The organism is uncultured Aquabacterium sp. (assembly GCF_947366995.1).
GTDB lineage: Bacteria > Pseudomonadota > Gammaproteobacteria > Burkholderiales > Burkholderiaceae_C > Aquabacterium.
Window position 1 is genome coordinate 51,243 of record NZ_CANBCC010000004.1, and the last position, 20,176, is coordinate 71,418.

The following is a 20,176-nucleotide window of genomic DNA, read 5'->3' on the forward strand; positions in this document are numbered from 1 at the left end:
GTCCATGCCGCTGCTGGTCACGCGGCCCCAGCCCCAGGCCGATGCCTGGGTGGCCGACCTGCGTGCGGCCGGGCTCGATGCCGCGGCCTTGCCCTTGATCGCCATCGAAGGCCCGGCCGATCCTGAGCCGGTTCGCGCGCTGTGGCATGGGCTGGCAGCGCACCGACTGCTGATGTTCGTGAGCCCCGCTGCGGTGCAGTGGTTCTTTGCCCTGCGGCCGCCCGAAGCGCGCTGGCCTGCCACCTGCCTGGCTGCCACGCCGGGCCCGGGCACGGCCCGATCCCTGCAGGCAGCCGGCGCCCCCAGCGGCCTGACGCCGCAGCAGATCCTGACCCCACCCAGCCAGGCCAGCCAGTTCGACTCCGAACACCTGTGGCCCGTGCTGGCCCCACTGGACTGGGCAGGGCAGCACGTGGCCATCCTCGGCGGCGGCGACCAGTCCGACGTCAAGGGACGCACCTGGCTGGCCGAGCAACTGCGCGCGCGCGGCGCCACTGTCACCCCGGTGCTGGCCTACCAGCGCGGCCCCGGCACCTGGCAGGCACACGAACAGGCGCTGGCTCGCGCCGCGCTGGCTCAACCCGCCACCCACCAGTGGCTGTTCAGCAGCTCACAAGCCATCGACCATCTGATCGCCCACCACCTGCCCGCCTGGTCCTGTGCTGTACCCGACTGGGCAGACCACCAGGCCCTCGTCACCCACCCGAAGATCGCCGAACACGCCCGGCGCGCGGGCTTCGGCCACATTGTTCAGACGCGGCCCACGCTCGAGGCCGTCGTGCAGGCACGACGCACGGCCGCCTGAGTCGGCCCCACGCCTTTTTGTCACGGGCGCACGCTGGGCCGCTCGATACAATCAAAGCGTGACCGATACCACCCCACCTCAAGCCACCGAGCCCGCACTGCCCGTGTCCCCTCGCGCAGGCGACGACACCGTCACCCCGTCCGGGCAGCCCGGGTGGATGCGATGGACCGTTCTGGCGCTGGCCGCCGCCGCCGTCGCGACCGGCTGGTCTGCCTGGCAGACGCAGCAGCGCGTGCACAGCCTCGAACAGGAATTGGTGCGCCGACAGCAGGACAGCCAGGGCCAGGCCACCGAGGCCCGCGTGGCCGCCAAGCAGGCCCAGGAGCTCTCGCGCGAGGCTGCGGCCCGCGCCACGCTGCTCGAAACCCGCCTGGCCGAAGTCGCCCTGCAGCGCACGCAGGTCGAAGACCTGGTCAAGAACCTCAGCCAGTCACGCGACGAGAACCTGCTGGCCGACATCGAATCAAGCCTGCGCGTGGCCGCACAGCAGGCCTCGCTGACGGGCAGCGCCGATCCCATCGTGGCCGCACTGCAATCGGCCGATGAACGCCTGACCCGCACCCGCCAGCCCCGGCTGGACAACGTGCGCCGCGCCATCGCCAAGGACCTTGACCGCGTGAAAGCCACGCGCGTGGCCGACCTCGTCACCCTGGGCATCCGCCTCGACGAGGCCATCCGCCTCATCGACGAGGTGCCCTTGCTCAACCAGCCCGAGGCCACCATGGCGAAGGGCCGCCCGGTGCCCGCCCCCAGCCGGCCCGCGCTGCGCAACGCCCAGGCCACCAAGGGTGCCTCTGCCCCGGGCGCGGCCTCCGAAGCGGCCTCTGGCGAGCCCGGCTGGGGCGAGCAGGTGCTGGGCTGGATCAGCGGCTCTGCCCGCACCGTGTGGGATGAGACCCGCGGCCTCGTCCGCCTGACCCGCGTGGACCGCCCCGAAGCGATGCTGATGTCGCCCGAGCAGGGTTTCTTCATGCGCGAGAACATGAAGCTGCGCCTGCTCAATGCCCGCGTGGCCCTGCTGAGCCGGCAGACGCACACCGCCACCGCCGACCTGCAAGCCACGCAGCAGGCCGTGTCCCGCTATTTCGACACCAGCTCGCGCAAGACCCAGCTGCTGCAATCGCTGCTGGCCGAAGTGATCGGCCAGGGCCAGCACACCGTGGTGCCCCGCCCCGATGACACGCTGGCCGCGCTCATCGCGGTCAACGGCGGTCGCTGAGCCCCGGAAGGACCCAAGGCATGCGTTCCATCGTCTGGCTTCTGCTGCTGGCCGTCGTGGCCGTGGTCGGGGCCACCGCCCTCGGCGCCAATGACGGCCTCGTCACCCTCTACTGGATGGGCTGGCGCGCCGACCTCTCGCTCAACCTCTTCCTGATCAGCCTGATCCTGATCTACCTGGCCGTGTACTCGCTGATCCGCGGGCTCGACGGCCTGCTGGACCTGCCGCAGCGCGCCCGACGCTGGCGCCTGAACCAGCGCGACCGCCTGGCCCAGGCGGCCCTGCGTGAAGGGCTGGCGCTGTACATGGCCGGCCGCTACAGCCGCGCCCACCGCGCCTGCCAGAAGGCGATCGCCATCCAGGCCGACACACCCGAACTGGCGCTCGATGCCGAGTTCACGGCCCTGGCCCACCTGCTGTCGGCTGGCAGCCTGCACCGCCTGCAGGACCGCCCGCGCCGCGACGAGCAGTTGCGTCGCGCCATCGAGCTCTCGCAGCTGACGCGCAAGCCGCGCCCGACCGAAGAGGGCGCACGCCTGATGGCCGCCGAATGCGCGCTGGAAGACCGCGACGCCCCCAAGGCCCTGCGCGATCTGGCCGAATTGCCGCCCGGCGTGGCACGCCGCACCCAGGCCCTGCGTCTCAAGCTCCAGGCTGCCCGGCTGGCCCGCCAGCCCGTCGAGGCGCTGCGCACCGCCCGCCTGCTGGCCAAGCACCAGGGCTTCACACCGGTTGCCGCCGAAGGCCTGCTGCGCACACTGGCCACCGAGACACTCGATTCGGCCCGCGACGCCGACCAGCTCCGCAACGTGTGGTCGCACCTCGACCCCGCTGACCGGCGCGACGCCATGGTGGTGGCGCACGCCGCACGGCGCATGGCCTCGCTCGGCGCCCCGGCCGATGCCCGTCAGTGGCTGGCCCCGCTGTGGGACCGCCTGCCCGAGCAATCGCCCGAGGCCGTCGACGCGCTGACCCAGGCGCTGGGCGACAGCCTGATCGGCCTGGAAGCCGAGTGGCTGCCACGCCTGGATGCCTACACGCAGATGGCCCTGCGCCATCCGGGCCTGGCGCTGGTGCTGGGCCTGGCGTTGTCGGAACGACAGCTGTGGGGCAAGGCGCGCGGCATGCTGATGTCGGCGGCCAATGACCAGGCGCTGGACACCGAGCGGCGCCGCACGGCCTGGGCCGCGTTGGGCCAGCTTGCCGAACGCGAACACCGCGACGACGAAGCCGCTCGCTTCTACCGTCGGGCCGCGCTGCCCGGCGAACGTGACTGACCCGCCGCGGCGGTGTGGCGCCCACCACACTGTGCCGCGGCGACGCACAAAAAGTGCACCGTTTTGACGGCAGGGCCGAAAACATGCTATAGTTTCACTTCTCGGCGGCTGTAGCTCAGTTGGATAGAGTACTTGGCTACGAACCAAGGGGTCGTGGGTTCGAATCCTGCCAGCCGCACCAGTTTCATCACTGGTAGCCGAGAACATTTTTAGCGGCTGTAGCTCAGTTGGATAGAGTACTTGGCTACGAACCAAGGGGTCGTGGGTTCGAATCCTGCCAGCCGCACCAAGCACATTGCGTTGTGCGCCAGAAGGTCAGATGTCTCAAGGCATCTGACCTTTTGTGTTTTTGCCTCCGCTTTCTTCGCGCCGAGGCCCCCTCCAGATGACACGCAGCGCGTATGCTGTCGGGCATTCAACCCAGGGCCGGCACGCACCGGCCCGGCTGCGCAGCGCGCAGGTCACCGGAGACAAAGCCCATGCCCTCTCACCCCGCCTCCTGCTCGCCATGGCGGCGCCCCCTGCTCTCCGCAGCAATGCTGCTCGCCCTCATCGGCACGGCCTCTGCGCAGGACAGCACCCGCAGCGACTGGCTGCGCAATCCGGCCATGGGCAACTACAAGGCCTACGCCGAGTTCAAGATGGGGCACTACGCCGAGGCCCGCCATGTGTGGGAGACGCTGACCGAGGTAGGCAACGGCGACGCGCTGTTCAACCTGGGCGTGCTGGCCGAAGACGGACTGGGCGAGCCGCGTGATCTGCCCAAGGCCGAAACCCTCTACACCGCCGCGGCGCGGGCTGGCAACTTCAAGGCCCAGTACCGACTGGGCCTGCTCTACAGCACCGGCGAGACACTGCCGCGAGACCTGGCCCGGGCGCGGCTCTATCTCGGCATGGCGGCACAGGCCGGTGACGCGGACGCGCGCGCCCGCCTGGCCGCACTCGATCAGCCCGACCAGGCTCTGAGCCCGTATCAGCAGGCTGAATCGCTGTCGGCCGGGGGCCGCCACACCGAGGCCGCCACGCTGTATGCGCGCCTGGCGGACCAGGGTGACCGCAGCGCGCAGACCCGCCTGGCCTGGATGTACGAGGCCGGCCGTGGCGTGCCGCGCGACCTGGCCGAAGCGGCACGTCGCTTTCGTCTGGCGGCCGATGCCGGCGAGGCCGAGGCCCAGTACGCGCTGGCCGTGATGCACCGCACCGGCGTGGGTCAGGACAAGGATCTGCCGGCCAGCCTGCACTGGCTGAAGAAGGCGGCTGCACAAGGCTACCCTGCGGCGTTGGCCGCCCTCCAATCGGGCAGCGCCGCCGGCCTGTATTGAGGGCCGGCCCGCGCAGGCTCAGACCGGCGGCTGGCTGAGCCTGCGTCGCGTCCACCACAGCAGGGTGGCCACGCCGGCGAACACCGCGGCCAGGCTGGCCCAAGCGCCGGGTCCCGGCTCGCGCCACACCGCGACCACACGGTCCATGAACAGCGACATCCCGACCGTGCCGGGCAGCAGGCCGAGAAAGCTGCCGAGCACGTAATCACGCAGTCGAACGCCCAGCGCACCGGCCGCCACATTCACCACCAGAAACGGCGCCACCGGCAAGGCGCGGACCACCGCCACCGTCCACAGACCGCGCCGGTGCAAGTGCGCCGACAGCAGCGCCAGCCGCCCGCCCGCCGCCCGGTCGATCAGCGCCGGGCCGCTCCAGCGTCCCACCGCCCAGGCGACGACCGCCCCCGCCAGCATCCCCGCCATCGCGTAGGCCATGCCGGGCCACGGCCCGAACACCAGCACCCCCGCGGCAATCAGTGCGGCCACGGGCACCGCCAGGAACACGGCCAGCACGTAGCCGCCGATCACGGCCAGGGAGCCGAACGGGGTCTTCAGCAACGTGCGTCCGGCCTCGGACAAGGCCGGCAGACTCAGCAGCGCCCTGGCCTGCGGCTGCTGCCACAGCCAGACGAGGCCCACGCCCACCAGCGCGTAAGCCGCAATGAATAGAAAGCGCGTCCGTCGCAACGGAGGCACAGACAGCGAGGAAAGCACGGACGGTCTCCAGGCGCGGCGGCCCCATCGCCGCGCGCGCAGAGCGATGCTGCCCCGGCCCTCCGCACCCGGCCATGCGGGGATGCCCCCGAACAAGGCCGCAGCCCCCGCGCTTCGGGGATGCCCGCATCCCGCACGCCACACCTCAGGCCATGGCCGCCTCGGACTCGCCTTGCTGCGCCACAGGCGCACCGCTCACCACCGGCAACCACAGCACCACCGTGGTCCCCGCACCGTGCTCGCTGGTCAGCATCACCTGTCCACCGTGCAGCTCGATGATCTCCTTCACGATGGTCATGCCCAGGCCGGTGCCCGGGATGTTGCCCGAGGTGTCGGCGCGGAAGAAGCGCTCGAACACCCGCTCGAGCTGGTCGGGCGTCATGCCGAGCCCGTGGTCGGTGACCTGGATGCCGACTTCGCCCTGCACCCCTTGCAGCCCCTGCGACCGCCACAGCAGCGACAGCTCGATGGCGCCGCCCCCCGGGGAGTACTTGTAGGCGTTGGACAGCACGTTGGTCAGCGCCAGCGACAGCTTCTCCCGGTCGACGTCGACGACGATGGCCTCCTCGGGCAGGTGGTAGTCCACCTTGCGGGGGTCGTTGTGCACCAGCAGGCCCGACAGCGTGGCCTCGATCAGCGGCTGCAGCACCTGGCGCTCGCGCTTGAAGTCCTTGCCCCGGCGCGACTCGATGCGGGCCAGGTCCAGCAACTCGTTGACAAGGTTGATGAGCACCTGCGCCTGCCGGTGGATGGTCGACAGCATGTCGTTGCGGCGCTCGTCGCTGAACTGGCGCTTGAGCAGCAGTTCGGTGAAGCCGAAGATGCTGGCCATCGGGGTGCGCAGTTCGTGTGCGGCCATCGACAGGAACTCGCTCTTCATGCGGTCCACCTCCCGCTCGTGCGTGACATCGCGGAAGTACATGACGGTCTCGTTGTCCTGCCCGCCGTGTCGAACGCGGCGCGTGAGCGTGCGAGCACACGGTGTGTGCAGGTGCAGCAACTCGCGCGGGCCGAACTGGCGGGCATCGCCCTCCGGCCCCTGCCCTTCGACCGACACCACGGCATCCGTCTCGACCCACTGACAACGCGCCATCAACTGCTCTTCCAGCGCCTCGATCGACTGCCCGACCAGATCGGCCGCCAGCAAGCCGGTCATGCGCTCGAAGGCCGGGTTCACGATGCTGACCTCGCCCCGCTTGTCCAGCACCACAAAGCCATCGGGGCTCAGATCGAACACGGCGTTGAGCCGCTCGGTGCGCAGTTGCAGCACCTGCTCGGCCGCGATGCGATCGGTGATGTCCGACTGCACGCCAACGTAATGCGTCAGCGCGCCCTCGGCATTGAGCACCGGCGAGATGGCCAGCTCGTTGTAGAACAGGCTGCCATCCTTGCGGTAGTTGCGCACCACGACCTGGCAGGGCCGGCCCTCACGGATGGCCTCCCGCATGGCCTCCACGCCGGGCTGGTTGCGGTCATGCCGCTGCAGCAGGCTGCAGTTCAGGCCCAGCACCTCATGGGCCTCGTAGCCCGTGATCTTCTCGAACGCCGCGTTCACGTAGATGACCGGGTGGTTGGGCAAGGTCATCGACGCGATCACCACGCCATCGGCCGACGAGGCCAGCGCACGGTCACGCAGGATGAGCTCCTGCTCGGCCCACTTCGCGTCGGTGGTGTCGCGCACGATGAAGGTCTGGATGCGCTCGCCGTCCAGCGTGGCCCGGCTCGCCGACACCGCCACCGGAAAGGCCGTGCCCTCGTTGCGCAGCCCCGTGGTCTCGCAGCCGATCACGCGGTTGGAGAAACCGTGGTTGGCAAACCAGTCGTCCAGACCGTCCGGCGACAGGGCGGGCAGCACGCTGTCGATCGGCTGGCCCACGAGCACGTCGGGCGGCCGGCCGAAGATGCTGGTGGTGGCCTGATTGCACCAGCGGACCAGCCCCTGGCCATCGACCATCACGATGGCATCGGCCGCCGTGTCCATGACCGCCTGGTTGCGCGACTGTGTGCGCTCCAACTCCGCCGACATCTCGCTCGCCATGCGGGCCGCGCGCCTGCGCGTGGAGATGAGCATCAGGTAAACATGCAGCGCCGTGAGCGTGCAGACCAGCCCGAACGCGGCCGCCGCCCACACGCTGGCGTAGCGCATCAGGCCCTGCCACCACCCACGCGCCTGTTCGTGGCCCTGCAACGTGAGAGTCAGGCGCTCACCAGCCAGCATGATGCCGACGTCACGGTGCCAGCGGGTGAGTGCGGCCTCGTCGAGCGCGGGCGCCGCGGGCAAGCGCGCCCCCTCATGCAGCGGCACAGGTACCTTGCCGAACAGCCGCGCCCACAGCAGCCAGTCGCCGCGAGACAGGGCCGCGGGCAGCAGATCGGCGTCGTTCAGCAGCGCCACGACCCAGCCTCGCGAAGCGGGCAGCGCCCGTGCCATGAAGCGGTTCTCGCTCGCCGCCCCGGTGGCTGGCGGACACAAGGTGGTGGCACCGACCTCCACGTGCACCAGGCAGGACGCCAGCGCCTCGCTGTCGGCCGGGGTGTAGCCCCCCAGTCGGCTCAAGGCCGCGGGCGATGCGGCCTCGCCATTCACGCGCAGGATCCGGGCGGCGGGCCAGCTGGCAGATGCCATCCCGCGGTCATTGGCGCCGAACAAGGCCGCTGCCTGCTCCAGCGTCATCACACGCTGCATCAACCGATCCTGCAGCAACATCTGCAGCCGCACCGCATCGGCGTCGAACTCGTGTCGGGTGCGCTCGGCCTCGATGCGCCACACGGTGAAGACCATGGCCGAGGTCAGCAGCACCCCGATGGCCCCGATGAGCGTCAGCGCATGCCCCAAGGGAATCCGCCCGGTCAGGCGCTCCAGCGCCGAGATGAGCCGCTCGAGGGTGGCGGGAAGCTCCACAGCATCGCGACGGTGGTTCATCATGGCCTCACTCCTTGCGCCCACGAGGGGGCCGACGCGGGGCGACTGGCACCCCCGGTGCAGGGCTGCCCTCAGGCGACGGTCGAGACCATGGCTTCCACGCGCTCGATCAGCTCCAGCGGGCTGAACGGCTTGACCAGGTAGGCGTCGGCACCAGCGGCCTCGCCAGCGGCAAGGTCCGTCGCCTGACCCCGCGCCGTCAGCATCACCACCTGGATGGCCTTCAGTTCGGGATCCTGCTTGATGCGGGCGCACACCTGGTAGCCGTCCAGCAGGCCCGGCATCATCACGTCCAGCAGCATCACCGTGGGCCGGATGGCGCGGGCCATGGCCAGACCGGACTCGCCGTCGTGGGCCTCGTGGATCTCGAAATCGCCGAACTCCAGCGTCATGCGGATCAGCTTGCGGATGTCGGCCTGGTCTTCAACAATCAGGATGCGGTGGGCCATGTCTGTCTCCTCAGGTGACTTTCTTGCTCATGCTGCGGGCCAGCAGCTGCGACATGTCGCGCGCATAGCGCTGAGCCTGCTCCACGGACAGTTGGGCGTCCTGCGTGGCGGGGGCCCCCGCCGGGATCTCGAGCACGAAGTCGACGCCATCGAAGTCGTCCTCGATGCGTACCGAGCCGCCGTGCTGTTCCAGGATGCGTTGACTCAGCGCCAGGCCGATACCTTGCCGTGCCACGGGTTTGGGTGAGTCGCCCACCCCGAAGGGCACATAGGCCTTGCGGCGCTCGTGGTTGGACACGAACAGGCCCTGGTTACGGGCGCGCACCATCACGCGCGTGCCCACGGCCTGCACCGACAGGTCGATGAGCCCGCCCGGCTGCGCGCTGCGGATGGACTGCTCCAGGTACTCGGACATGGCCTTGCCCAGCCAGTGCACGCTGCCATAGACCGGGGGCAACTCCCCATCGATGCCGTTGACGGCCACGGTCACATTGCGGGCGTCGGCCAGGTACATCACCTCGTCCAGCGCCTTGCGCAGCAGATCGGGCAGCAGGATGCGCTCGTCGCGCTGGATGGCACTCTCGCCGAAGACGCTGACCAGATCGTGCAGCTTGCCCAGCTTGCCCGACAGCGCAGAGGCCTCTTCGGCCAGCGCCTGCAGTTCGGGCGCGATGCCCGGGCGGGCCAGAATCTGGCCGATGGCCGGCAGCTTGCCCGCCAGCAATTCGATCGGGCGGGCCATTTCGGCGTCGATGTAGCCGATCAGGTTCTCGAGCGCGTGCGAATACCAGCGCTCCTCCGACACGTTGTTGAGCACCACCATCAGGTCGTTGCCCACCGGCGCGTTGATCACCACCGCGCGGATCGTGTCGGGGTTCACCTCCTGCGTGGTCAGCTCGAACTGGAAAGGCAGGGTCAGCATGTTCTGCCCAGCCGCCTTGACGGTGCGCTCGGCCACCGGGTCCATCATCGGCTGGCCCAGCATCACCGGCGTCATCTGCACCGCGGCCTTGTTGGCATAACGCACCACCCCGTTGCGCTGCACCCAGACCACGCCACTCTTGACCTGGTCAAACAACATCCGGAAAGCGTCGTTCATGGTGATCCCCTTCTGGCGCCTTCAACTGACACGCTGGCCCAGCAACTGACGCCCGACCCGCACGGCAATCGCCTCGGGCGACACCGGCAGATGAATCAGCTCGGCAGCGGCGGGCAACCCTCCACGGCGGGCGATCTCATGGTCGCTGGCCGCACTCAGCACCAGCACGCGCATGCCGGCCAGTGACTCGCACCGCTCCAGCGTCCGCAGCATCGCCATGCCATCCATCCCGGGCAATTCCAGGTTGGTCACCAGCAGGTCGGGCGCACGCTGGCCGATCTGCAGCAGGGCCAGGTAGCCGGTTTCAGCCATCCGCATGGTCACCGAGGGCCCGAACGGCTGCACCGCGGCTTCACAGCGTGCCTGCCACTGCGGGTCATCGGCCACCAGCAGCACGTCCAGTGGCCGGGTGCCCTGCACGGCATCGCGCGGCCGCGGGGGCTGTGGCTGCATCTCGGGCACCGCAGCCAGGGCCCGGGCGCGCTCGTCCGCGCGCGGAGGCTCCCCGCCCAGCCCCGTGCTCAAGGCCAGCGCCTCGACCGCGTTGTACGGAATGCGTCGGTGCCCCCCGGGCGTGCGAGCCGCCGGCAGGATGTCGGCCTCGACCCACAGCTGCACGGTGCGCAGCGAGACGCCCAGGCGCAGGGCGGCCTCGCGGGTGGTCAGCATGCGGGCCGCGGGGCCCAGAGGGATCACGTGGGACATGGGACAAACCTTTTTGTCGCGCCAGTTGGTGGTCTCAACCATGTTGTCGGCAGACATTTCAGTTTTTCGAGTTCCCAGGTCCCTTCGGAGGTCGCCCCGTGCACGAAACACCCCCGGTGCGTGCAGAAGTCGCATTTGGCGCGCTCCGGCGGATTGGGCACAATCGCGTCCCATGAGCAAAGCCTTCACGAAGGAAGCCGAAGGCGACGAGGACGACGACGTCGCCCTGCCGCCGCTGCCTGCCGGCACCAAGAACTACATGACGCCCGAGGGCTACCAGCGACTGCGTGCCGAGCTGGTCGGCCTGATCGACGTGGAACGCCCCAAGGTGGTGGAGATCGTCCACTGGGCGGCCTCCAATGGCGACCGCAGTGAGAACGGCGACTACCTCTACGGCAAGAAGCGCCTGCGCGAGATCGACCGCCGCATCCGCTTCCTCACGAAGCGGCTGGACCGCGCCGAGGTGGCCGACCCCACCGCGCACCATGGCAACGACCAGATCTTCTTTGGGGCCACCGTCACCTACGCCAACCAGGCGGGGGTGGAACGCACCATCACGATCAAGGGCATCGACGAGGTCGACAACCTCAATGGCGAAGTCAGTTGGATCTCGCCGATCGCCCGCGCGCTGCTGAAGGCCCGCGAAGGCGACGAGGTGCAACTGATGACACCCGGCGGGCTGGAGCGGCTCGAAGTCATCGAAGTGCGCTACCCCGCACCAGCCCGAGAGACCGACGCGCCCTGAAGCCCGTCTGCGGCCTCAGGGGCAGACGCGCTCGGCCTTGATGACCACGTTGCAGCGCCGCAGCGCGCGCAGCACGTCCGACAGGTGCTCGGTGTCGCGCACCGCCACCGTCAGGCGCAGCTCCGCCGTCTGGCCCAGGCGCTCGTCGCCCATCTCGATGTGGGTGATATCGGTTTCGGCCGTGCTGATGGCCGAGGCCACCTGCGCCAGCACGCCCTTGCCATTGGTGACCGTCACGGCCAGCACGGTTTCGAATGCCCTCGTCGGCTCCTCCGCCCAGCTCACGTCGATCCAGCGCTCGCTGTCCCGCTCGAACAGGCGTCGTCCCACGCCGCAGTGCTGCGTGTGCACCACCAGGCCCTCGCCGCGGCCCAGATAGCCCGCAATCGGATCGCCCGGCACGGGCGTACAGCACGGCGCCAGGCGCACGGTGGCGCCCTCGCTGCCGTCGATCACCACCGAGCCCTGCGTCGGCGCCTCGGCCGCCGCAAATCGGCCCAGCGTCAGCGTCAGCGCGTCCGGCCGCTCGCCCGACTCGGCCATCAGCTGTGCCAGGCGTTTGGCCACCATGGGCGCGATCTTGCGGCCCAGGCCGATGTCGATCAGCAGTTCGCGCTGGCTGCGGTTGCCGCCCCAGCGCACCAGGTTCTGCCAGAGGGCACCTTCCGCACCCGGACTCTCGTCGTCGCCACTGGGCAGCGTGAGCCCCTCGGCACGCAACGCCTGCGCCAGCAGCTTCTCGCCCAGCTCCAGTGACTCCTCCGCCTCCATCGCCTTCAGATAGCTGCGGATCTTGGAGCGAGCCCGGCCCGTGCGCACGAAATTCAGCCAGCCCGGATTCGGCCGCGCGCTCGGTGCCGTGATGATCTCGACCACGTCGCCGCTGTGCAGTTGCGAGCGCAACGGCACCGGCTCCCCATTGACCTTGGCCGAGACGCAGCGGTCGCCCACCCCCGAGTGGATGGCGTAGGCAAAGTCCACCGGCGTCGCGCCCTTGGGCAGCGCCACGATGCGCGACTTCGGCGTGAGCACATACACCGACTCCGGGAACAGGTCGATCTTCAGGTGCTCGAGGAATTCCGCCGAATCCCGCGTCTCGTGCTGGATGTCGATCAACGACTGCAGCCACACCGCCGCCTGCTGCGGCGACGCATCGCCGGGCTCCTCCTGCTCCTTGTACATCCAGTGCGCCGCAATGCCCTTCTCGGCCACCGCGTGCATGGCTTGCGAGCGGATCTGGAACTCCACCGCCGTGCCCACCGGGTTCACGAGCGTGGTGTGCAGCGACTGGTAGCCGTTGGCCTTCGAGATCGCGATGTAGTCCTTGAAGCGCCCCGGCAGCGGCTTGTAGAGCTGGTGCAGCACGCCCAGCGCCGTGTAGCACTCCAGCAGTTCGTTGGTCACGATGCGAAAACCGAAGATGTCGCTGACCTGCGCGAAGCTCAGGTTCTTCTCGACCATCTTGTGATAGATCGAGTAGACCGTCTTCTCGCGGCCGTACACCTCCACGTGCATGCCGGCCGCGTCGAACGCTTCCTGCACTTCCTTGCGGATGCGCTCGACCAGATCCCGCCGGTTGCCGCGGGTCTTCTTCACGGCCTTGGCCAGCACCCCGTAACGCCACGGGTTGATGTACTGGAAGGAAAGCTCCTGCAGCTCCCGGTAGGTCTGGTTCAGCCCCAGCCGGTGCGCAATCGGCACGTAGATTTCCAGCGTTTCCCGGGCGATGCGGGCGCGCTTGTGCGCCACCATCGCGGCCATCGTCCGCATGTTGTGCAGCCGATCGGCCAGCTTGATCAGGATGACGCGCACATCGCGCGCCATGGCCAGCAGCATCTTGCGGAAAGACTCAGCCTGCGACTCCTCCTTCGTCGAGAAGTGCAGTTTGTCGAGCTTGGTCAGCCCGTCGACCAGCTCGGCCGTGGGCGCCCCGAAACGCTCGATCAGCTCGACCTTGGTGACCCCGCAGTCCTCCATCGCGTCGTGCATCAGCGCCGCCATAATGGCTTGCGCGTCCAGCTTCCAGTCGGCGCACAGGCCGGCCACCGCAATCGGATGCGTGATGTAGGGCTCGCCGCTGGCGCGGAACTGCCCCAGGTGGGCCTCGTCGGCAAACCGGTAGGCGTCCCGCACACGGCGGATGTCAGCCTCGTCCAGGTAATCGAGCTTGTGGGTCAGCGCGGCAAAAGAAGCCGCCGCGGCGTCAGTGGCCAGGGTCATGTCCTGAATGTAGCGCGAGCGCAAGTCCCCTGGGGACGTCAGGCTCTCGGGAAACAACGACAAAGGCCCGCCGAGGCGGGCCTTGTGTGGCGTGCAGAGCCAGGCTGGATCAGGTCGGAACCTTGCGCAGCATTTCCAGGCCGACCTGGCCCGCGGCGATCTCGCGCAGGGCGGTCACGCTCGGCTTGTTGCGGGTGTCGATCTTGGGCGTGTGACCCTGGCTCAGCATGCGGGCGCGGTAGGTTGCGGCCAGCACGAGTTGGAAGCGGTTCGGGATCTTCTGCAGGCAGTCTTCGACGGTGATGCGGGCCATGGGGCTCTCCGAAGGGTGAACCGGCAAACCGGTTCGTGTTCAGGTTTTGTCCAGGACAAGCCCGGTCAAACCAGATTGAGGGCGCGAAACACAACAGACTTGTTGCGGCGCTGAGCAGCGTATTTTAACCGCTGCGCGTGAACAATGGCTTTCAGATCGAACAAAGCCGACTCGAACAGCGCGTTGACCACCACGAAATCGAAGTGCTGCGCCTGCGCCACCTCGATGCGGGCATTGGCCATGCGCACGTCGATCACATCGGGCGCGTCCTCGCCGCGACGGTTCAGACGCTGCAAAAGCTCTTCGTAACTGGGTGGCAGGATGAAGATCAGGATGGCAGTCGGGAAGATCTGCTTGATCTGCAGCGCGCCCTGCCAGTCGATCTCCAGCACCACATCCTCGCCGTGCTGGATGCGCTCCTCGATCGCCTTGCGGGACGTGCCGTAGCAGTTGCCGTGCACCTCGGCATGTTCGAAGAAGTCGCCATGTTCCACCATGGCGTTGAACTCGTCCTTGGACACGAACCAGTACTCGCGACCGTGCTGCTCCTGACCGCGCGGCTTGCGGGTGGTGTGCGAGACGCTGACCTGCAGGCGCGAGTCCAGCTCGAGCAGCGCCTTCACCAGGCTGGATTTGCCCGTGCCACTGGGGGCCGAGACCACGAAGAGGTTGCCGGGGTAGTCCATGTCACTGACCGGGGCGATGGGGGTGGGATGAGACACGTTATCGGCACTCATTCAAGGTTCTGAACCTGCTCGCGCATCTGCTCGATCAGGACCTTCATGTCGACCGACACCTGCGTCAGCTCCAGCGCTGCGGCCTTCGAGCCCAGCGTGTTGGCCTCGCGGTGCAGCTCCTGGATGAGGAAGTCCAGGCGCTTGCCCACTTCGCCGCCCTTCTTCAGCAGCCGACCGATCTCGTCGAGGTGGGCCTTCAGGCGCTGCAGTTCTTCGTCCACGTCGATGCGCAGCGCGTAGGCAGCCGCCTCGCTCAGCGCGCGCTCCTGTGCGGCCTCGGGCGTGACGGTGCCGCCCACGGCCTTCAGGGCCTCCTCGTACTTCTGCACGAAGCGCTCCTGCTGGCGTTGCACGGCCTGAGGCACCAGCGGCTCGGCCTGGGCGGCCAGCGCCTTCAGCCCCTTGAGCTTGTCCTGCAGCACGGCCACCAGGCGGGCGCCTTCACGCTCGCGGGCCTCCTTCATGGCCTCGATGCACTGGCGGGCCGCCTGCATGGCGACCTCTTCCAGGCGGGCAGCCGGCGCGGCTGCACGGCACCAGTTCAGCACCTCGTTCACACTCAAGGGCGCAGCCTTGGGCAGCCAGTTCTGCACCGTGCCTTCCAGGCGTGCCAGCGTGTGCAACTGGTCGGGCTGAGGCTGGGGCCACCCGGCGTCGGCCGCGCGCTGCGGCTGCAGGCGGAACTCCATCTTGCCGCGCTTGAACGACGCCGTGACCAGCTCGCGCAGCGCGGGCTCCAGCCCCCGGAACTCGTCGGCGAGCTTGAAGCTCAGATCGAGGAAACGGCTGTTGACCGAGCGCAACTCCGCGCCGACCGAGCCACTGAGGCCCTTGCGCGACGCCGATGGCGTGTCGGAATCCTCGCCGTGCTCACCACCCTGGTCGGGCAAGGACGCCGCCGCACTGGCGAAGCCGGTCATACTGTAGACTGACATGGTTACTTGACACCGGACAAAACTCGATTATGTCAAAGCCCAAACCCGCCCCGTTGCCCTCGGGCACCGTCGTGGGTGGCTACCAGGTGGTCAAGAAGCTCGCTGCTGGCGGCTTCGGCGTCGTTTACCTCGCCGAAGACCCCGAAAAACGCCTGGTCGCCCTCAAGGAATACCTGCCCGCCTCGCTGGCCGAGCGCTCGCCCGGCGAGCTGATTCCGCGCGTCAAGCCCGACAAGCAGCCGCTGTACCGTCTGGGTCTCAAGAGTTTCTTCGAAGAAGGCCGCTCGCTGGCGCAAATCGCGCACCCCAGCGTGGTCTCGGTGCTCAACTTCTTCCGCGAAAACGAAACCGTCTACATGGTGATGAACTACCTGCAGGGTGACACCCTCCAGGACTTCATCGTCACCGCCCGCGACCTCAAGCGCGACAAGGTCTTCCGCGAATCCACGATCCGCAGCCTGTTCGACGAGATCCTGCGCGGCCTGCGCATCGTGCACCAGCACAAGATGCTGCACCTCGACATCAAACCGGCCAACATCTTCATCACGAACGACAACAAGGCAGTGCTGCTGGATTTCGGCGCCGCGCGCGAGGTGCTGTCCAAGGAAGGCAACTTCATTCGCCCGATGTACACGCCCGGCTTTGCCGCGCCCGAGATGTACCGTCGCGATGGCTCGCTGGGGCCCTGGACCGACATCTACGCCATTGGTGCCTGCATCTACGCCTGCATGCAGGGCTACCCGCCCAACGACGCCCCGCAGCGTCTTGAAAAAGACCGTCTCGGGTTGTCCCTCTCGCGGCTGCGCAACGTCTATTCGGATAACCTGCTGGAGGTGACCGAGTGGTGCATGTCGCTCGACCCGCTGGCCCGTCCGCAGAGCGTTTTCGCGCTGCAGAAGGAACTGGCGCGTGAAACCGAACGTCGCTACTCGAAACTCACCTTTGCCGAGCGCGTGAAACTCCAGATTGAAAACCTCAAGACCGGTACCAAAGCATGAGGTTCTCCGTTTATCAGATCAGCCGCAAGGGCGGCCGCGAGAAGAACGAAGACCGCATGGGCTACTGCTACACGCGGGACTCCGGTCTGTTCGCGCTGGCCGACGGCATGGGCGGCCACCCAGAGGGCGAAATGGCCTCGCAGCTTGCGCTGCAGACGATGGCCGCGCTCTTTCAGCGCGATGCCCGCCCCACGCTGGCCGACCCGATCCGCTTTCTGCAGGACGCCGTCATGGCGGGCCACCACCAGTTGCTGCGCTATGCCAGCGAAAAAGGCCTGATCGACACGCCGCGCACCACCATCGTCGCCTGCATCCTGCAGGGCAATGCCGCCTACTGGGCTCATTGCGGTGACTCGCGCCTGTACTTCGTGCGCGGCGACAAGCTGATCGCTCGCACCCGCGACCACTCCTACTCCGAACTGCAGCAGACCCTGTCGACCGTGGTGCCGCTCAACGAGCGCTACAACCGCAACGTGCTGTTCACCTGCCTGGGCAGCCCCGGCAAGCCGGTCGTCGACACCGCCGGCCCGCTGCTGCTGCAGGAGGGTGACCGTGTCCTGCTGTGTTCCGATGGCCTCTGGGGTACGGTCGATGACGAGGTCATCACGCACCACATGGCCACCCGCACGATCTCGGATGCCGTGCCCGAACTGGTCGAAGAAGCGCTGCGCAACGGCGGCCCGAAGTGCGACAACGTGACCGTCATCGCGATGGAATGGGAATCGGCCAGCCACGAAGACACGCGCGGAATCTCGACCGACACGCTGGGCGACGAGGTGTTTGCTTCCACCATCCAGGCCAGCGTCGGCAACGCCACCGGGCCGGGTAACATCGTCGAAGCCGACGACCTGGACGAGGCCGAGATCGAGCGCTCCATCCGCGAGATCAACGAGGCCATCCGCCGCTCAGCCGCCGCGGCCGCCCGCAAGACCTGAGCGCGCCCGACACACCATCCTCCGAGGGCACGGCCACACGCACGTGCCCTCTTTGTTTTTGACGACCGATTCCGACACAGGAGCCCCCATGGCCTTCCAACGCCCCCACGGCCGCGCCGCCGACGCACTGCGCCCGCTGACCATCACCCGCGGCTACACCCGCCACGCCGAAGGCTCGGTGCTCATCTGTTTCGGTGACACCAAGGTGCTGTGCACCGCCTCGGTAGAAGAAAAAGTGCCGCCGCACAAGCGCGGCAGCGGCGAAGGCTGGGTCACCGCCGAGTACGGCATGCTGCCCCGCTCCACCCACACCCGCAGCGACCGCGAAGCCGCCCGGGGCAAGCAGAGCGGCCGCACGCAGGAAATCCAGCGCCTGATCGGCCGCAGCCTGCGCGCCGTGGTCGACCTGACCAAGCTGGGCGAGCGCTCCATCGTGCTCGACTGCGACGTGATCCAGGCCGATGGCGGCACCCGCACCGCCGCCATCACCGGGGCCTACGTGGCGCTGATGGACGCGGTCAACGGCCTGCTGGCCAGCGGCAAGCTCACTGACAACCCGGTGCGCCAGCCCGTGGCCGCCATCAGCGTCGGCATTGTCGAAGGCACGCCGCTGCTCGACCTTGAATACGTCGAAGACTCCGCCTGCGACACCGACATGAACGTCGTCATGACCGGCGCCGGTCACTTCGTCGAGGTGCAGGGCACGGCCGAAGGCGTGGCCTTCACACGCGCCGAGATGGACCAGCTGCTGGCCCTGGCCGACAAGGGCATCCGCGAGCTGATCGCCGCCCAGGCCGCCGCCCTCGCCCAGCCGCTCGCCTGAGCACGTATCCGTCCCCCTGCCCGGTCTGCCGCCATGCCACGCCAACTCATCCTCGCCTCGAACAACGCCAAGAAGCTGCGCGAGCTGCAAGCGCTGATCGCCCCGCTGGGGGTCGATCTGGTCACGCAGGGCGCGCTGGGCATCGCCGAGGCGGAAGAACCCCACGTCACCTTCGTCGAGAACGCACTGGCCAAGGCCCGCCATGCCGCCCGCGAGGGCAACGGGCCGGCGCTGGCCGACGACTCCGGCCTGTGTGTCGATGCGCTGGGTGGCGCGCCGGGTGTGCGCTCGGCCCGCTACGCCGTCGACGCGGGGCGGGTGCCCGAAGGCGCCGGCCGGGACGTGATCGACCCGGCCAACAACGCCTGGCTGCTGGCCCAGATGGCCCCTCTGACACAAGCAGCCCAGCGCCGCGCGCACTTCACCTGCCTGCTTGTGGCGGTGCGCCACGCCGACGACCCCGAGCCGCTGATCGCAGAAGGCCACTGGTCGGGCGAGTTGCTGACCGCGCCGCAAGGCGAGCACGGCTTCGGCTACGACCCGCTGCTGTGGATTCCGACGCACGGCATGAGTGCCGCGCAGCTTCCGCCCGACATCAAGAACGGCATCAGCCACCGCGCGGTGGCCTGCCAGCGCCTGCGCGACATGATGCGCCTCCGCTGGGGCCTAGATGCCCCAGCCGCCGCAGACGCCCCCGCCGCATGGCCCTGGCAGGGCGCCTGACACGCCTGCGACCGCTTCTAGACGCACGGCACAGCCATGATCACCTTGCAACGCCCCGGCGCACTCAGCGCCCTGCCCCCGCTTTCACTGTACGTGCACCTGCCCTGGTGCCTGCGCAAGTGCCCCTACTGCGACTTCAACAGCCATGAGGTGCGCGAGCCTGGCGGGGCGGCCGTGCTGTCGCCCGACATCGAAACCCGCTACCTCGACGCCCTGCGCGCCGACCTTGAAAGCGCGCTGCCGCTGATCTGGGGACGGCGCGTCCACTCCGTCTTCATCGGGGGCGGCACGCCCAGCCTGTTCAGCCCAGCCGGCATCGATCGCCTGCTGGCCGACGTGCGTGCGCGCCTGCCGCTCGACGCCCAGGCCGAGATCACCCTGGAGGCCAACCCCGGCACCTTCGAGAAGGACCGTTTCCGCGCCTTCCGCGCCGCCGGGGTCAACCGCCTGTCGATCGGTGTGCAGAGCTTCGATGACGCCAAGCTGCAGGCCCTGGGCCGCATCCACAGCCGCGACCAGGCCCTGGCGGCCATCGACGAGGCCCGCGCCTGCTTCGACACCTTCAACATCGACCTGATGTATGCGCTGCCCGGTCAGACCCTGGCCGACCTGCATGCCGACCTGGATCTCGCCCTGGCCCAGCAGCCACCGCATCTGTCGCTCTACCACCTGACCATGGAGCCCAACACCGTGTTCGGCTCCCGCCCGCCCGAAGGCCTGCCAGACGACGACACGGCGTTCGACATGCTGGACGTGGTCACCGAGCGCACCGCGCAGGCCGGCCTGCAGCGCTACGAGGTTTCGGCCTACGCCCGCCCGGGCCACCGCTGCTGGCACAACCTGAACTACTGGCAGTACGGCGACTACCTCGGCATCGGCGCCGGCGCCCACAGCAAGCTGAGCTTTCCTGACCGCATCGTGCGGCAGGTGCGCTGGCGCGAGCCCGGCACCTACATGGACAAGGCGACGCAGGGGCAGGCCTGCTCGAACGAGACCCCGGTGGCGCTGGCCGACCGCCCGTTCGAATTCATGATGAACGCGTTGCGCCTGAAGGACGGTTTCGAGTTCGACCGCTACACCGAGCGCACCGGCCTCACGCTGGCCAGCATCCAGGGCCCGCTCGCCGAGGCCGAGGCCAAGGGCCTGCTGGCCCGCGACCTCACACGCGCCTGGCCCACCGCGCGCGGCTTCGACTTCCTCAGTGACCTGCAGGGCCTCTTCCTGAAGGACTGAC

Annotated in this window: 19 protein-coding genes and 2 tRNA genes; 12 read left to right on the forward strand and 9 right to left on the reverse strand. The window is 68.5% G+C overall.

The annotated features are described in order from the left end of the window. Nucleotides 1-4: 4 nt before the first annotated feature. The 6 genes from Q0Z44_RS02450 to Q0Z44_RS02475 all read left to right on the forward strand — a co-directional run bounded on the left by Q0Z44_RS02450 (nucleotide 5) and on the right by Q0Z44_RS02475 (nucleotide 4,623). Nucleotides 5-805, forward strand: coding sequence for a uroporphyrinogen-III synthase (locus tag Q0Z44_RS02450; protein ID WP_298009716.1), 801 nt, complete (start codon nucleotides 5-7; stop codon nucleotides 803-805). A 58-nt stretch (nucleotides 806-863) separates the two neighbouring features. After that, nucleotides 864-2,024, forward strand: coding sequence for a uroporphyrinogen-III C-methyltransferase (locus tag Q0Z44_RS02455; protein ID WP_298009719.1), 1,161 nt, complete (start codon nucleotides 864-866; stop codon nucleotides 2,022-2,024). Between the two features lie 20 nt (nucleotides 2,025-2,044). Next, nucleotides 2,045-3,301, forward strand: coding sequence for a heme biosynthesis HemY N-terminal domain-containing protein (locus tag Q0Z44_RS02460; protein WP_298009722.1), 1,257 nt, complete (start codon nucleotides 2,045-2,047; stop codon nucleotides 3,299-3,301). Between the two features lie 104 nt (nucleotides 3,302-3,405). Next, a tRNA-Arg gene (locus Q0Z44_RS02465) sits at nucleotides 3,406-3,482 on the forward strand. 31 nt (nucleotides 3,483-3,513) lie between these two features. Then, a tRNA-Arg gene (locus Q0Z44_RS02470) sits at nucleotides 3,514-3,590 on the forward strand. Between the two features lie 247 nt (nucleotides 3,591-3,837). Then, entirely contained in the window at nucleotides 3,838-4,623 is a 786-nt protein-coding gene (locus Q0Z44_RS02475) for a tetratricopeptide repeat protein (RefSeq protein WP_298009726.1), read from the forward strand. Between the two features lie 18 nt (nucleotides 4,624-4,641). Here Q0Z44_RS02475 and Q0Z44_RS02480 read toward each other — a convergent pair whose 3' ends face one another. The 5 genes from Q0Z44_RS02480 to Q0Z44_RS02500 form a co-directional block, all read right to left on the reverse strand. After that, nucleotides 4,642-5,337, reverse strand: a complete 696-nt coding sequence (locus Q0Z44_RS02480) for a VTT domain-containing protein (protein ID WP_298009729.1) — start codon at nucleotides 5,335-5,337, stop codon at nucleotides 4,642-4,644. Between the two features lie 145 nt (nucleotides 5,338-5,482). Then, entirely contained in the window at nucleotides 5,483-8,263 is a 2,781-nt protein-coding gene (locus Q0Z44_RS02485; protein WP_298009732.1) for a PAS domain S-box protein, read from the reverse strand. 68 nt (nucleotides 8,264-8,331) lie between these two features. Then, a complete protein-coding gene (locus tag Q0Z44_RS02490; protein ID WP_298009735.1) occupies nucleotides 8,332-8,709 on the reverse strand; it encodes a response regulator in 378 nt (125 codons plus the stop codon). Nucleotides 8,710-8,719: 10 nt separating this feature from the next. Further along, nucleotides 8,720-9,808, reverse strand: coding sequence for an ATP-binding protein (locus Q0Z44_RS02495; RefSeq protein ID WP_298009738.1), 1,089 nt, complete (start codon nucleotides 9,806-9,808; stop codon nucleotides 8,720-8,722). Between the two features lie 21 nt (nucleotides 9,809-9,829). Further along, nucleotides 9,830-10,513 (reverse strand): helix-turn-helix domain-containing protein, encoded by a 684-nt coding sequence (locus Q0Z44_RS02500; RefSeq protein WP_298009741.1) that lies wholly within the window; start codon nucleotides 10,511-10,513, stop codon nucleotides 9,830-9,832. Between the two features lie 172 nt (nucleotides 10,514-10,685). Between Q0Z44_RS02500 and greB the strand changes: the two genes are divergently transcribed. After that, nucleotides 10,686-11,258, forward strand: coding sequence for a transcription elongation factor GreB (gene greB / locus Q0Z44_RS02505; protein ID WP_298009744.1), 573 nt, complete (start codon nucleotides 10,686-10,688; stop codon nucleotides 11,256-11,258). 15 nt (nucleotides 11,259-11,273) lie between these two features. Here the strand turns inward: greB and Q0Z44_RS02510 are convergent, their stop codons facing one another. The 4 genes from Q0Z44_RS02510 to Q0Z44_RS02525 all read right to left on the reverse strand — a co-directional run bounded on the left by Q0Z44_RS02510 (nucleotide 11,274) and on the right by Q0Z44_RS02525 (nucleotide 15,463). Beyond that, nucleotides 11,274-13,478: a bifunctional (p)ppGpp synthetase/guanosine-3',5'-bis(diphosphate) 3'-pyrophosphohydrolase gene (locus Q0Z44_RS02510; protein ID WP_298009747.1), complete on the reverse strand. Its 2,205-nt coding sequence runs from the start codon at nucleotides 13,476-13,478 to the stop codon at nucleotides 11,274-11,276. Nucleotides 13,479-13,587: 109 nt separating this feature from the next. Then, nucleotides 13,588-13,791, reverse strand: coding sequence for a DNA-directed RNA polymerase subunit omega (gene rpoZ / locus Q0Z44_RS02515; RefSeq protein WP_109037324.1), 204 nt, complete (start codon nucleotides 13,789-13,791; stop codon nucleotides 13,588-13,590). A gap of 65 nt (nucleotides 13,792-13,856) precedes the next feature. Further along, complete coding sequence (gmk, locus tag Q0Z44_RS02520; protein WP_298009856.1) at nucleotides 13,857-14,477, reverse strand: guanylate kinase; 621 nt, start codon at nucleotides 14,475-14,477, stop codon at nucleotides 13,857-13,859. A 47-nt stretch (nucleotides 14,478-14,524) separates the two neighbouring features. Next, complete coding sequence (locus Q0Z44_RS02525; RefSeq protein ID WP_298009750.1) at nucleotides 14,525-15,463, reverse strand: YicC/YloC family endoribonuclease; 939 nt, start codon at nucleotides 15,461-15,463, stop codon at nucleotides 14,525-14,527. Nucleotides 15,464-15,492: 29 nt separating this feature from the next. Between Q0Z44_RS02525 and Q0Z44_RS02530 the strand changes: the two genes are divergently transcribed. The 5 genes from Q0Z44_RS02530 (at nucleotide 15,493) to hemW (ending at nucleotide 20,175) form a co-directional block, all read left to right on the forward strand. Further along, nucleotides 15,493-16,461: a serine/threonine-protein kinase gene (locus Q0Z44_RS02530; RefSeq protein ID WP_109037327.1), complete on the forward strand. Its 969-nt coding sequence runs from the start codon at nucleotides 15,493-15,495 to the stop codon at nucleotides 16,459-16,461. Continuing rightward, entirely contained in the window at nucleotides 16,458-17,396 is a 939-nt protein-coding gene (locus tag Q0Z44_RS02535; RefSeq protein ID WP_298009757.1) for a PP2C family serine/threonine-protein phosphatase, read from the forward strand. Before Q0Z44_RS02530 ends, Q0Z44_RS02535 begins: the two co-directional genes overlap by 4 nt. A gap of 88 nt (nucleotides 17,397-17,484) precedes the next feature. Continuing rightward, nucleotides 17,485-18,219, forward strand: a complete 735-nt coding sequence (gene rph, locus Q0Z44_RS02540) for a ribonuclease PH (protein ID WP_298009760.1) — start codon at nucleotides 17,485-17,487, stop codon at nucleotides 18,217-18,219. Between the two features lie 33 nt (nucleotides 18,220-18,252). Continuing rightward, nucleotides 18,253-18,942, forward strand: a complete 690-nt coding sequence (locus Q0Z44_RS02545) for a non-canonical purine NTP pyrophosphatase (RefSeq protein WP_298009763.1) — start codon at nucleotides 18,253-18,255, stop codon at nucleotides 18,940-18,942. A gap of 36 nt (nucleotides 18,943-18,978) precedes the next feature. Further along, nucleotides 18,979-20,175: a radical SAM family heme chaperone HemW gene (gene hemW / locus Q0Z44_RS02550; RefSeq protein WP_298009766.1), complete on the forward strand. Its 1,197-nt coding sequence runs from the start codon at nucleotides 18,979-18,981 to the stop codon at nucleotides 20,173-20,175. Nucleotide 20,176: the final 1 nt, after the last annotated feature.